The following is a 14,482-nucleotide window of genomic DNA, read 5'->3' on the forward strand; positions in this document are numbered from 1 at the left end:
CTAAGCGATCAGATTATCTATTTCCTGTGCTGTAAGACGTTTCAGTGCCTCCAGGGATTTAGTCAGTTCGTCATGGGCGCTGGCACGCTGCCCACGCAGGCTGTCGACCAGTCGAGCGAAGTCGGCCAAGGTGGCTTGTTCGAACAACTGGTTCAGGCTCAGCTCGACACCCAACTGCTCGCGCACCTGGGCGATCACCTGGACGATCAGCAACGAATGGCCGCCCAGCTCGAAGAAGTTGTCCTGCAGCCCTACCTGCTCAACGTGCAGCACCTGCGCCCAGATCGCCGCCAGGGTTTGCTCCAGTTCGCTGACCGGCGCCACGTGGCCAGGCTGCAACGCGCGCGGGTCAGGCATGGGCAGGGCCTTGCGGTCGAGCTTGCCGTTGGGCGTCAACGGCATGGCCGGTACGTCCACCCAGTGGCTGGGCACCATGTAGTCCGGCAGGCCCGCCTTGAGGTGACTGCGCAGCGCCGCACGCAGGCTGTCCGCGCTGTCCTCGGCGTGGTGCAGCACCAGGTAGGCGACCAGTTGCTTGCCGGTGGCAGCGTCGATATCGATCACCGACGCCTGGCGCACGGCCGGGTGCGCCAGCAAACGCTCTTCGATTTCGCCCAGTTCGATGCGGAAACCTCGGATCTTCACCTGGTGGTCCAGACGGCCGACGTACTCGATCACTCCACCCTCGCGGTAGCGCACCAGGTCACCGGTGCGGTACAACCGCGCCCCCGGCTCGCGGGCGTAAGGATCGGGCACGAAGCGCTCGGCGGTGAGGCCTGGGCGCTGGTGGTAACCACGGGCCAGGCCGTCGCCGCCGATCAGCAGCTCGCCGCGCGCCCCCTGTGGCAGCACCTGCAACGTGTCACCCAGCACATGCAGGCGGGTGTTGGCCAACGGCCGGCCCAACCAGACATCGTCGCTGTGGGTCAGGTAGTGACAGGCCGACCAGATGGTGGTCTCGGTCGGCCCGTAGACATTCCACACATGACCGCTGTGGTCGATAAGCCGCTGGGCCAGTTCGGCGCTGAGCGCTTCGCCGCCGCACAATACGGTCTTGCCGGCGAAGGCCCGGGGCGCGGCAGCATCCAGCAGCATGCGCCAGGTCGATGGCGTGGCCTGGATGACGCTCACGCCCTGCCGCGCGATCACCGCCAGCAGGGCCTGCGGGTCTTTGTTGACCTGCTCGTCCAGCAGCACCACACAGGCGCCGCTCAGCAGTGGCAGGTACAGCTCCAATGCCGCGATGTCGAACGACAGCGAGGTCAGCGCCAGTACCTTGTCATGGGCCGCCAGCCCTGGTTCGCGGCCCATGCTGCAAAGGAAGTTGACCAACGCGTCGTGACGAATGGTCACGCCCTTGGGCTTGCCGGTCGAGCCAGAGGTGTAGATCACATAGGCCAGATTCTGCGCCTGGGTGAGGCACGGTGGATTGTCCTCGCGCAGGCTGCCTGGCAGCGCCTGGTCCAGACACAGGCACTGCACCTGCTGCGGGATCGGCAATTGTTGCAGCAGCGCGCTCTGGGTCAGCAGCAGCTCGACGCCGCTGTCTTCGAGCATGTAGGCCAAGCGGTCGCGAGGGAACTGCGGGTCCAGCGGCACATAGGCACCGCCGGCCTTGAGCACCGCCAGCAGACCGACCAGCAAATCGAAGCTGCGCGGCACAGCGATGCCCACCAGCACTTCGGGGCCGACACCGCATGAGCGCAGGTGATGAGCCAGCGCGTTGGCCCGTCGATTGAGTGCTTCGTAGCTCAGGGACTGCTCGCCAAGTACCGCAGCCGTGGCCTGCGGCGTGCGAGCCACCTGGGCTTCGAACAACTGCACCACGCTCTGTTCGCGTGGATAGACCGTGGCACTGTCATTGAACTGGTACAGCGTGCGCTCGCGCTCGGCGACCGCTAGCAACGGCAGCGCCTCGACCGGTTGCGTGGCGTCGTCGCAGATGCCCTGCAGCAGGTTGCGCCAGTGCTCGGCCAGTCGGGCGACGCTGACGGCATCGAACAAGCTGGTGGCGTAGGTGAAGGTCGCGCTCAGCCCGCCCTGGTGCTCGACAGTGTCCAGGGTCAGGTCGAACGGCGCGCTGTGCTTGTCGGCGGTGATGGCCTGCAGGTGCAGTCCGGCGATCTGACGCGCCTCGCCCGAGACCTGGGCCTGATGGTTGAACATCACCTGGAACAGCGGGCTGTGGCTCAGGCTGCGCTCCGGCTGCAAGGCCTCGACCAGTTGCTCGAACGGCAGCTCCTGATGGGCCTGCGCGCCGAGGGCGGTGCGCTTGACCTGCTGCAGCAGCGCGTCGAAGCGCAGTGGCGAGCTGAAATGGGCATCGAGCACCTGAGTGTTGACGAAGAATCCGATCAAGCCCTCGGTCTCGGCACGGGTGCGGTTGGCCACCGGCACGCCGACACGAATGGCCGCCTGCCCGGAGTGACGGTGCAGCAGGGTCTGGAACGAGGCCAGCAGCAGCATGAACAAGGTGACGTCCTGACGTGCCGCCAGTTGCCGCAGTTGCACCACCAGCGCCGGTGGCAAGTCGATCGGCAAGCGTGCGCCGTCGTACTGCTGCACGGCCGGGCGCGGTCGGTCGGTGGGCAGTTCCAGCACCGGCTGCTCGCCGCCCAGTTGCTGCTGCCAGTAGTCCAACTGACGCTGCTGCTCGCCGGCGTCCATCCACTGGCGTTGCCAGGCCGCGTAGTCGGCGTACTGGAAGGCCAGGGCCGGGCGCACGGGTTCACGGCCTTGAAGGTGGCTCTGGTAACCGTCGACCAACTCCTCGATGAGGATCGGCATCGACCAGCCATCGGCGACGATATGGTGCAGCACCAGCACCAGCACATGTTCGTCGGCAGCCAGGCGCAGCAGGCGTGCGCGCAGCAGCGGGCCTTGCTCCAGGTCGAACGGTTGGCGCACCTGCTGCTCGATCCAGCGCGGCAGATCGGCGCTGACCGCAGAGGCCTCGACGATGTCCAGCGCGACCGGCAACGCTGCATGGACGATCTGTTCGGCGCTGACGCCCTGCTGGCGGAAGGTGGTGCGCAAGGTTTCGTGACGGGCCGTCAGCGAGGCGAAGCTGTAGCGCAAGGCCTCCACGTCCAGCTCGCCGGTCAAGCGCAGGGCCGAGGGAATGTTGTAGGCCGCGCTGTCGGGCTCCAGTTGCCAGAGGAACCACTGGCGTTGCTGTGCGTAGGACAGCGCCAGGGGCTGACTGCGGTCGGCGTGGGTGAAGGCGGGTGCCTGACTGGCGCTGGCCTCGGCGGCGGCCTGGGCGAAGGTCGCCAGATCCGCAGATTCGAACAAGGCCCGCAGCGGTACTTCCAGGTTCAGGCGCTGGCGGATGCGTGAGGTCACTTGCGTGGCCAACAGCGAATGACCGCCCAGCTCGAAGAAGTTGTCGTGCAGACCCACCTGCTCGACGTTGAGCACTTCGCTCCAGATCGCGGCCAGTTGCTGTTCCAGTGCCGTGCGCGGTGCCACGTAGCCCTTTTGCAATTGGCTGGCGTCTGGTTTGGGCAGGGCCTTGCGGTCCAGTTTGCCGTTGGCGGTGAGAGGCCAGGCCTCCAGCACCAGGAAATGGGTCGGCACCATGTAATCCGGCAGTTGCGATTTGAGGTGTTGCTTGAGCACTTCGCGCAGTTCGCTGTGATCGACTTGCGCATCCTGCGCGATCAGATAAGCCGCAAGCTGCTTGCCCCCGGCCCCGTCGATGTCCAGCACCAGCACTTCGCGCACGGCCTCGTGAGCGTGCAGGCGGGCTTCGATTTCACCCAGCTCGATGCGGAAACCGCGAATCTTCACTTGGTGGTCGATGCGGCCGACGTATTCGATCACTGCCTGGCTGCGGTAACGGGCCAGATCGCCGGTGCGATACAGACGACCGCCTTCGTTTGAGAACGGGTCTGGTACGAAGCGCTCGGCAGTAAGCGAAGGCCGGTTGTGGTAACCGCGTGCCAAGCCCGCGTGGCCGACGTGCAGTTCGCCGCTGCAACCTGGGGCCACTGGGTTGAAATCGGCGTCCAATACGTACATCGACAAGTCAGGAATCGCAGCGCCGATGGGGCTGCTGGTTTGTTGCGTGTCTTCGAAACGAATCGGGCGATAAGTCACGTGCACCGTGGTTTCAGTGATGCCATACATGTTGACCAGGTTGTCGCAGCCTGTGCCGAAACGCTCGAACCAGGGCTGCAAGGCAGGTACATCCAGGGCTTCGCCGCCGAAGATGACGGAGCGCAGGGCCAGGTCGGAAGCGCTTTCACACGCGACACGCATCAACGGTTTGAACGCCGAGGGCGTCTGGTTCAGCACCGTAACGCCCTGCTCGACCAGCAGCTGATGGAAGTCTTCAGGAGAGCGCGTCACCTCACGCGGCACGATCACCAAACGCCCGCCATGCAGCAGCGCGCCGAAGATTTCCCAGACCGAGAAATCGAAGGCGTAGGAGTGGAACAGGGTCCAGACATCATTCTGGTCAAAAGAGAACCAGTTCTCGGTCGCCTTGAACAAGCGCAACACGTTGTGATGCGGGAGCAAGGTGCCCTTTGGTTTGCCAGTCGAACCGGAGGTATAGATCACATACGCCAAGTTGTCCGGCTGAGTCAGGTGCTCAGGATTTTCATCGCTGTAGCCATCAAGATCGGCTTCAAGCACAAGGCTGCGCACCGAAGCCGGCGCGGGCAGATCGGCCAGCAGGCGCTGTTGAGTCACCAGTAGCGCAATACCGCTGTCTTCAATCATGTAGCTCAAGCGATCCTGCGGGTACTCCGGGTCCAACGGCACATACGCCCCGCCCGCCTTGAGGATCGCCAACAACCCGACGATCATCTCGATCCCGCGCTCCACCGCCAGGCCCACCAGCACATCCGGTCCAACACCCTGCTCGCGCAGCTTGTGCGCCAAGCGGTTCGCACGGCGGTTCAAGTCGCCATAGCTCAGCGACTGCTCGGCAAACGTCAGCGCAATGGCCTCGGGCACGCGCGCCGCCTGGGCTTCGATCAACGCGTGAATCGACTCCGTACTCGGATAGTCAGCAATGGCCTGCAACGGCAAGGGCGGCAATGCCACCTCGCCCAACGGACGCTGGGCGTCATCGAGCAACTGCAGCAGCAGGTGCTGGAAGTGCTCGGCCACCTGGGCAATGGTCGATGAATCGAAGCAGGCAAGATCGAAGCCCAGGCTCGCCTGCAAGCGCTCGCCCACCTGCACCACCACGGTCAGTGGGTAATTGGTGCGCTCTTGCGTGCGCACCTCGCCAAAGCGCAGTCCAGCCGGTGCAGCCTGCTGCAGGGCTTCGGCTACCGGGTAGTTCTCGAACACCAGAATGTTGTCGAACAGCGCCTCGCCGCCGCGACCGGCCCAGCGCTGAATGTCGTACAGCGGCGTGTGCTCGTGCTCGCGCAAGGCCAGGTTCAACGCCTGCACCTGCTGCACCCAGTCCGCCACGCTCAGTTCCGGACGTGGGCTGGCGACCACAGGCAAGGTATTGATGAACAGCCCGAGCTGTTCTTCGATACCTGGGAGGTCCGCCGGACGCCCCGCCACCGTGGCACCGAAGGCCACGCTCGACTGCCCGGTGTAGCGCTGCAACAGCATCAGCCACGCCGCCTGCACCAGGGTATTGAGGGTCACCCGCTGCTCGCGGGCAAACTCGGCCAAGCGCTGGGTCTGCGCCCCGTCGAGTTCCAGCGCGTGGAGGCCCTGCCCTTCGCCCGACGCCCCGCCTTTGAGCGCCTGCGCCAGGCGAGTCGGCTCGTCCAGCGCCGCCAGGCGCTCGTGCCAGAAGCCTTCGCTGACCTGCACATCCTGGACCTGCAACCACTGGATGTAGTCACGGTAGCGGCCCTCGCCCAGCGCCGGCGTGACACCGGCATAGCGCTGCAGCACCTCGCCGAGCAGACGTGAACTGCTCCAGCCGTCCATGAGGATATGGTGGCTGGTGTAGATCAGGTGATGACGGCCATCGCCCGTGCGCACCAGGCTCAGGCGCAGCAGCGGACTTGTCGCCAGGTCGAAGCCTGCCTGGCGCTCGGCCAGGGCCAGCGCGTCGAGGTCCTCGACCAATGTCGCCGACGCGCAGCGGTCATGCTCGCTGAACGGCACGCACACGTGGCGGCGCACCACTTGCAGCGCCACCGGCAGGTCCTGCGGGAAGCTGCTGCGCAGCACCGCGTGGGCGTTCACCGCATCCTGCCAAGCCTGGCGGAAGCGGGCCACGTCCAACCCCTGCACATCGACCCGCAACTGGTTGATGTAGTTGCCGGACGCCTGGGCATAGAGGCTGTGGAACAGCATGCCCTGCTGCATGGGCGACAGCGGGTAGAGGTCTTCGATATCGCTGGCGGGCAGCGCCAGGCTGTCGAGCTGGGCCTGGGTCACGCTCGCCAGCGGGAAGTCCGAGGGGGTCACGCCCTGGTGCGGTGCCCGAGCGCAGTGCTCGACCAGTTCGCCCAGCACCTGCTCGTAACGCCGGGCCAGGGCCTGGACGGTCGCCGGACGCAGTACCGCCTGACTGAAACTCCAGTCCAGTTCCAACTCGCCCTGGTAGACCTGACCGTTGATGCTCAGCCAGTTCCCCAGGGGGCTGTCCTCGGCCTGTGTGGCGCCGTTCGACTCCCGGGCAGGCCTGAACAGCGCGCCCTCGGCCTCGGCGAAGCTGCCGTCGAACTGGCCCAGGTAGTTGAAGGTGACCTGGGGCTGTGGCGCCGCTTGCAGACGTGCGCGCAGTGCCGGCTCACCCAGGTAGCGCAGGATGCCGTAGCCGATGCCCTTGTTCGGCACGCCACGCAATTGCTCCTTGATGGCGCACAGGCCGGCGCCGAGCGCGCCGCTGCCGGGCGTCAGGCGCACCGGGAACAGGCTGCTGAACCAGCCAACGGTTCGGCTCAGGTCGAGTTCGTCGAACAGGTCTTCGCGACCATGCCCTTCGAGCTGGATCAGCACCGACGGGCTGTCGGTCCACTCGCACAGTACCTGCGCCAGGGCGGTCAGCAGCAGGTCGTTGACCTGGGTGTGGTAGGCCGCCGGCGCCACTTGCAGCAAGGCGCGGGTCTGCTGGGCGTCCAGGCGTGATGTGGCGTGGGCCACCTCGCGCTGGGTGCGGGCAGCGTTGGCATCGTCCAGCGGCAAGGGGCTGACAGGCGCTTCCAGGCAGGCCAGCCAGTACTTGGCCTCGGCCTGCAGCGCCGGAGACTGGGCATACAGGCCCAGGCGCTCGGCCCAGGCCTTGAGCGAACTGGTCTTGGCCGGCAGGCTCACGGCCTGCCCGCTGGCGACGGCGCGGTAGGCCTGCTGCAAATCTTCGAGCAGCACCCGCCAGGACACGCCGTCGACCACCAGGTGGTGAATCACCAGCAACACGCGCTGGGTAGCGTCGGGCAACGTCACCAGCACGGCGCGCAGCAGCGGCCCGTGGCTCAGGTCGAGACTGCGCTGGGCGCTGTCGGCCAGCGCGGTCAAGGTGTCAGGGTCGTCCAGTTGGCGGGTCCACAGCAGGTCGGGGTCCACGGCACTGTGGAATTCGGCCTGCCAGGCCTCGCCCTGGACAAAGCGCAGACGCAAAGCGTCATGCTGCATGACCAGCGCATGCAAGGCCGTGCGCAGCCATTCGGCGCGCAGCGGCTGCACCGGTTGGAGCATCAACGCCTGGTTCCAGTGCCCACGCTGGACAATGTCGGTGTCGAAGAAGCGCGCCTGGATCGGCAACAACGGCAGGTGGCCAGTGACCTGCTCCACGACCGGCTGCGCGGTCTTTTTCTCGATGATCTTGGCCACCGCTGCCAACTGGCCGATGGTCTGTTTCTCGAACAGTTGTTTGGGGCTGAGCTTGAGGCCCTGGCGTTTGGCGCGAGCGATGATCTGCAGGCTGAGGATCGAGTCGCCGCCCAGCTCGAAGAAGTTGTCGGTGCTGCCCACTTGCTCCAGCTTGAGCACCTCGCACCAGATCGCAGCCAGGGTCTGCTCGACGATGCCCTGCGGCGCCACGAACTGCTGCCGTGGCGCACCGGGGGCTGGCAGCGCGCGCTTGTCGAGCTTGCCGTTGGCGGTCAGGGGCAGGCGTTCGAGCAGCACGAGCTGGGTCGGCACCATATAGTCGGGCAACAGGGCCTGCAGCTGCTGACGCAGCACCTCGGCCTCCAGCGCATGGCCAGCACGCGGTACGCACCAGGCCACCAGATGCAGGCGCTCGGCATCGCCGTCCATCGGCACCGCCAGCACCACCGCCTCCCCGACACCCTCCAGGCCCAGCAGCACCCGGCTGACTTCGGCCGGCTCGATGCGGTAGCCGCGCACCTTGACCTGGTCGTCGGCGCGGCCGATGAATTCCAATTGGCCCAAGCGATTACGCCGCAAGCGATCGCCACTGCGGTACAGCCGCGCCCCCGGCTGCGCCGGGTCTGGCACGAAGCGCTCGGCGGTCAGTCCCGGTTGGCCCAGATAACCCTGGGCGACGCTGGCGCCGCCGATGTACAGCTCGCCGGCGACCTGATCGGCCACCGGATTGAGCACGTCGTCGAGCAGCAGCGCATGGGCAGCGGGCAACGCTTGGCCGACCGGCACGCTGCGCGCATCGGCGGCCAGCTCGGCGATCTCGTGGGTGAGCACGCCGACCGTGGTTTCGCTCGGGCCGTAGTGGTTGATCAGCCGGCAACCCGGCTTGAGCCGACGCACCTGCTCCAGCAACGCCGGCGGGCAGGCTTCGCCGCCGAGGATCAAGGCATGCTCGGGCAGCGCGGCGGCTGGCTCACCAGCCTGCAGCAAGGCCGCCAAGTGGCCGGGCACGATCTTCAACACACCCACGCGCTGCTCGGCCATGTAGCGGGCGAAGGCGTCCGGGTCGAAGCCCAGCGCCTCGGGCAGCACATGCAGCGTGCGGCCCGAGCACAACGCGCCGAACAGCACGGTATGACCCAGGTCGGCGGCGATGGTCGAGACCAGCGCCATGCTCGCCTGCGGCGCCAGCGCCAAGCGCTCGAGCAGGCCGGCGACGTAGCTGGCCAGGGCGCCATGGCTGACCAGCACGCCCTTGGGCTGCCCGGTGGAACCGGAGGTATGGATGATGTAGGCCGGCGATTCCGCCCACAGGCTCAGGGTCGGCGCGCAGTCGGGCTGCGCCTGCCATTGCCCGGGCGAGAACACCAGGCCCTGGCAACCGGCCACCTCAAGGCGCTGCACGCGCGGGTCATCGGCGGCGACCAGCAGCGCCTTGGCCTGGGCGGCCGCGAGCATCTGTTGCAGGCGCGCATCCGGCGCCTTGGTGTCGAGCGGCATATACACCGCCCCGGCCTTGAGGATGCCCAGCAAGGCGGTCAGCCAATCCAGCGACCGCTCCATCAGCACCGCCACCGGCTGGCCTGGGGCAATGCCCTGGGCGCGCAGGTGGTGAGCCAGGCGATTGGCCGCCTGGTCGAGGGCGGCGAAGCTCAGGCGCTGTTCGGGGCTGCGCGCCGCGAGGGCGTCAGGCTGCGCCTGCACCTGCCGTTGCCACTGCTCCAGCACCAAGGGCACCGCGGCGAACGCAGCGACCGGCGCGACACTCGGCGCCAGGCGGTGCAGCGGCAGGTGCGGCGCGTCGAGCAGCTGCCCGAGCAAGTGCAGGAAAGCCGGAATGAACGCCTGCACCGTGTCCTCGCGGTACAGGTCGCTGGCGTAGGTGATCTGGCCATGGATCAGTTGCCCGTCGTCGGTGATGTCCAGCGCCAGGTCGAAGTGGGTACCGGCTTTGTCCAGCGGGTACTCGGCCACGCTCAGCCCCGGCAGCGCCAAGGTGCGCTGGCGCTGCATGCCGACGTTCTGGTTGAACTTGACCTGGAACAGCGGGTTGTGGCCCAGGTTGCGCTCAGGCACCAGGGCATCCACCAGTTGCTCGAACGGCAGTTCCTGATGCGCTTGGGCGCCGAGCACCGCCTCACGCACCTGGCTCAGCAGGGCATCGAAGCTCAGGCGTTCGTCCACCTGGCAACGCAACACCTGGGTGTTGACGAAGAAGCCGATCAGGCCTTCGACCTCGGCGCGTCCACGGTTGGCGTTGGGTACACCGATGCGGATATCGCGCTGGCCCGACAGGCGCGAGACGAACAGCGAAAAGCCGCTGAGCACCAGCATGAACAACGTCATGCCCTGGGCCCGAGCGCTGGCACTCAGGCGCCGCGACAGCTCGGCGCCGAAATCGAAGCTCAAGGTCTGGCCTTCGAAGCTCTGGGTCAGCGGACGCGCAAAGTCGCTGGCCACGTCCAGCAAGGGCTGCTCCTCGCCCAGTTGTCCACGCCAGTAGTCGAGCTGACGCTCGCCCTCCCCGGCTTCCAGCCAGCGCCGCTGCCAGATCGCGTAGTCGGCGTACTGCACCGGCAAGTCCGGCAATTGCGGCATCTGGCCCTGGCTGAAGGCCTGGTAGCCGTGCACGAACTCACGGACCATGACGTCCATTGACCAGCCGTCGGAAACGATGTGGTGCATGCTCACCAGCAGCACCTGCTCCTCGTCCGCCAGCCGGTACAGGCTGGCGCGCAGCAGCGGCCCGCTGAGCAGGTCGAAAGGCTGCTCGCTGGCCTGCTCGACCTGCGCCGCCAAAGCGGCTTCGCGCTGCTCGCCGGGTACGGTACTCAGGTCGATGCGCTGCAACGGCAGTGGCGATGGCGGCAGGACCATTTGACGCGGTTGCTCGCCCTCGGTGACGAACACGGTGCGCAGCACTTCGTGACGCGCCAACAGGTGGTCGAAGGCGCGTTGCAGCGCCTGTTCGTCGAGTCGCCCGCGCAGGCGCAGGGCGGCCGCCATGTTGTACGCCGCGCTGTGCGGCTCCAACTGCCAGAGGAACAGCAGGCGCTGCTGGGCGAACGACAGCGGCAGGCTGTCGACGCCGTGGCGCGACTCCACCACCGGCAACAGGCTGAAGTCCTTGCCCTGCTCGAGCAGCTTGGCCAGGAATTGCCGGCGTTGCTCCAGGGGCAAGCCGACGAACCGTTGTGCAATACGTACCGCCGTGCTGCCGCTCATGCTTCAACCCCTTCCAAGGAACCCAGAAACGCGTCCATTTCCGACCAATCGTCGGCGTCGGCGCCGCCTGCCGCCTGTTGCGTCAGCTCAGCAGCCAGCTCGCCCAGCGTCGGCCGTTCGAACAGGCTGCGCAGCGCCACCACCTGGCCCAGACGATCCTTGATCCGGGCCAATACCTGGGCGGCCAGCAACGAGTGCCCGCCCAACTCGAAGAAGTGATCGTCCAGCCCGACCCGCTCGACCTGCAGCACCTCGCACCAGATCTGCGCCAATTGCTGCTCCAGGTCGCTCTGCGGCGCCCGGTACTGGGCCTGCAACTGACCGGGGTCCGGGATCGGCAATGCCTTGCGGTCGAGCTTGCCGCTGGCGGTCAGCGGCAGGCGCGGCAGCAGCAGCAGATGGCCCGGCACCATGTACTCGGGCAATTGCGCCTTCAGCAGACTGCGCACCTGCTGGCGCACGCGCGTCTGCTCGGCCGCCTCATCCAGCACCGCGCCCTCCGGCACCACGTAGGCCACCAACTGCAGGCCGCCGTGCAGTGGCAACGCCAGCACCACGGCCTCGCGCACGCCCGGGCAGTGCTGCAGGCGCGCCTCGATCTCGCCCAACTCGATGCGGAAACCGCGCACCTTGACCTGGTGATCGACCCGGCCGACGTACTCGATCGCGCCCTCGGCATTCAGCCGGGCGCGGTCGCCCGTGCGGTAGAGCCGCTCCCCGCTGGCGAACGGATCGGCGACGAAGCGCTGCGCGGTCAGTGCGCTCTGGCGGTGGTAGCCGCGCGCCAGGCCCGGACCGCCGATGTACAGCTCGCCCACCGCGCCTGGCGGCAGCAGGTTGAGATCGTCGTCCAGGAGGTACAGGCGACGGGCCGCCAAGCCACGGCCGATGGGGATGCCACGCCAGGACACCGCGTCGTGGCGCAGCGCGCTGCAGTCGTGCACGGTGCTGACCACCGTGGCTTCGGTGGGGCCGTAGGTGTTGAGCAGGCGCACGTGACCCAGCCCGGCCAGGTGCCACAGGCGCAGACCGTCCACCGCCATGGCCTCGCCGCCGACGTGGACCTGGCGCAGCGCGCCGTAGCTGGCCGGCGGCTGCGCGGCGAAGTCCTGCACCAGCCAGTGCCAATAGGCCGCAGGCAGGTCGGCGAGGGTCACGCCGTGTTCGATCAGCACCTGGTGCAGCGCCGCACTGTCCCACAGCCGGCCATCGCGCATGACCACGCAGGCGCCGTGACACAGCGGTGGGAAGAACTGCTCGATGAAGCCGTCGAAGCTGCTGGTGGCGAATTGCAATACGCGGTCGCCTTCACGCAGGTCGCTGTAGTCGATGGCGCGGGCGATGAATTCGCTCAGGGCGCCATGGCTCACCGCCACGCCCTTGGGGCGTCCGGTGGAGCCGGAGGTGTAGATGACGTAGGCCAGGTGCTGCGGCTCGACGCTGCACGGCAGTGGCTCGGCGGGCAGCGCGTCCAGGGCCAGGCGATCCAGGCACAGGCAGGTCAGGCCCGCCTGGGTCGGCAACGCAGGCAACACGGTGCTGTCGCTGAGCAGCCACTGCAAGCCGCTGTCCTCGCAGACCTGAGCCAGGCGCTCGGCCGGGGCTTGCACGTCCAGCGGCACGTAGGCGCCGCCGGCCTTGAGCACGGCCAGCAAGGCCACGGCCAGTTCCAGCGAGCGCTCCAGCGCGACCCCGACCAGTCGGTCAGGACCGACACCGCACTGACGCAGGTGATGGGCCAGGCGGTTGCTGCGGGCGTCGAGCTCGGCGTAGCTCATCGACGGCGCCTGGTCGACGCCGGCCAGCACCAGCGCCTGAGCCTGGGGCGTGCGCGCGGCCTGGGCCTGGAACAAGCGGTGGGCCGGCAGCAGTGCCTCGCTCGGCACGACCGGGTACAGCAGCGCCTGGCGCTGGGCGTCGCTCATCAGCGCCAGTTCGCCCAGGCGCTGGCCGGCATCGCGGCACACCGCCTGGAGCACCTGCTGCCAGTGATCAGCCAGCGCCGCGATGGTGGCGTGGTCGAAAATGTCGGTGGCGTAGGTGAAGGCGGCGAACACCTGCTCGCCTTCCTCGCGGGTATCGAGCATCAGGTCGCTGGTGGCGGCATGACGACGACCGCTGCCGGCCAGCTGCTGCTCGCTCAGGTAACCGACCCGCAAACCTGACTGCAACTGCACGCTGTGCAGGTCGGTGACCAGCGGCTGATGGTTGAACATCACCTGGAACAGCGGTGTGTGGCTCTGGCTGCGGTTGGGTTGCAGGGCTTCGATCAGCGCATCGAACGGCAGGTCCTGATGGGCCTGGGCACCGACCACGGCCTGATGCAGCCGCGCCAGCAGCGCATCGAACGGCAGTTGCGCGTCGAGCTGGCTGCGCAGCACCTGGGTGTTGACGAAGAAGCCGACCAGCCCCTCGGTTTCGCTGCGGGTGCGGTTGGCGATCAGACCGCCGACGCGAATGTCGGTCTGGCCGCTGTAGCGCAAAAGCAGGGTCTTGAAGGCCGCCAGCAGGACCGTGGACAGGGTCACGCCGTGGGCCTGCGCCAGTTGCCTGAGCTGTTGGCGCAGCGTGCTGTCGAGCACGCGCTCAAGGCGCTCGCCCTGATGACTGGGTTGCGCCGGGTACGGGCGGTCGGTGGGCAGTTCCAGCAGTGGGTGCTCATCGCCCAATTGATCGCGCCAGTAGTCAAGCTGGCGCTCGCGCTCGCCGGCCTGCAGCCAACTGCGCTGCCACAGGGCGTAGTCGCGGTAGTGCACCTTGAGCGCCGGCAACGACGGCGACTGGCCGGCCACCAGGGCGTCGTAGCTGCGCATGAATTCATCGATCAGGATATTCATCGACCAGCCGTCGGCGATGATGTGGTGCAAGGTCAGCAGCAGCACGTGCTCCTGCGCGCCCAGGCGCAGCAGCACGATGCTCAGCAGCGGCCCGCGCTCCAGGTCGAAGGACTGGTTGGCCTGGGCCGCCATCTGCTGCTGCGCCTGCGTCCAGCGCGAGGCTTCGGGCCAGTCGCTGAGGTCGATCAGTTGCAGGCGCAGCGGCGCGGCAGGCGCCACCCGCTGCACCGCGCGCTCGCCGTCCTGGGCGAAGGTGGTACGCAGGCACTCGTGGCGCTCGACCAGCACGCTGAAGGCCTGCTCCAGCGCCGCCACCTGCAGCTCGCCGTCCAGGCGTACCGCCATCGGCAGGTTGTAGGCGGCACTGTGCGGTTCCAGTTGCCAGAGGAACCACATGCGCTGCTGGGCATAGGACAGGCCATCGCGCTCGGCCAGCCCCTCGCAGGACGGCATGGGCAGTTGCGCGAAGTCGATGCCCTCGCGCCGCATCCCGTCGAGAAACAGGCGGCGCTTGTCCTCGGGCAGCTCGATGAAACGACGGGAGAGGGTCTGGGCGTCTGCGGCATTCATGTCTTCGGTCCTTGCTGGTCGGCGGCGCGAGCGGAAGGTCCGCTCGCATCAACAAGAACGAATGGCCCTGGGCCTGATTTAGCGAGCAATGA

General features: G+C 67.3%; 2 protein-coding genes. Both read right to left on the reverse strand.

Translation table 11 applies throughout. The features are described from left to right. The gene (locus Q6A47_RS00010; protein WP_304482472.1) at positions 1–10,983 is read right to left on the reverse strand and encodes a non-ribosomal peptide synthetase; all 10,983 of its coding nucleotides are present in this window, start codon (positions 10,981–10,983) and stop codon (positions 1–3) included. Beyond that, positions 10,980–14,390: a non-ribosomal peptide synthetase gene (locus Q6A47_RS00015; RefSeq protein ID WP_304482474.1), complete on the reverse strand. Its 3,411-nt coding sequence runs from the start codon at positions 14,388–14,390 to the stop codon at positions 10,980–10,982. The genes Q6A47_RS00010 and Q6A47_RS00015 overlap by 4 nt, the downstream gene beginning before the upstream one ends. Positions 14,391–14,482: the final 92 nt, after the last annotated feature.

Source organism: Pseudomonas boreofloridensis (assembly GCF_030580795.1).
Lineage (GTDB): Bacteria > Pseudomonadota > Gammaproteobacteria > Pseudomonadales > Pseudomonadaceae > Aquipseudomonas > Aquipseudomonas boreofloridensis.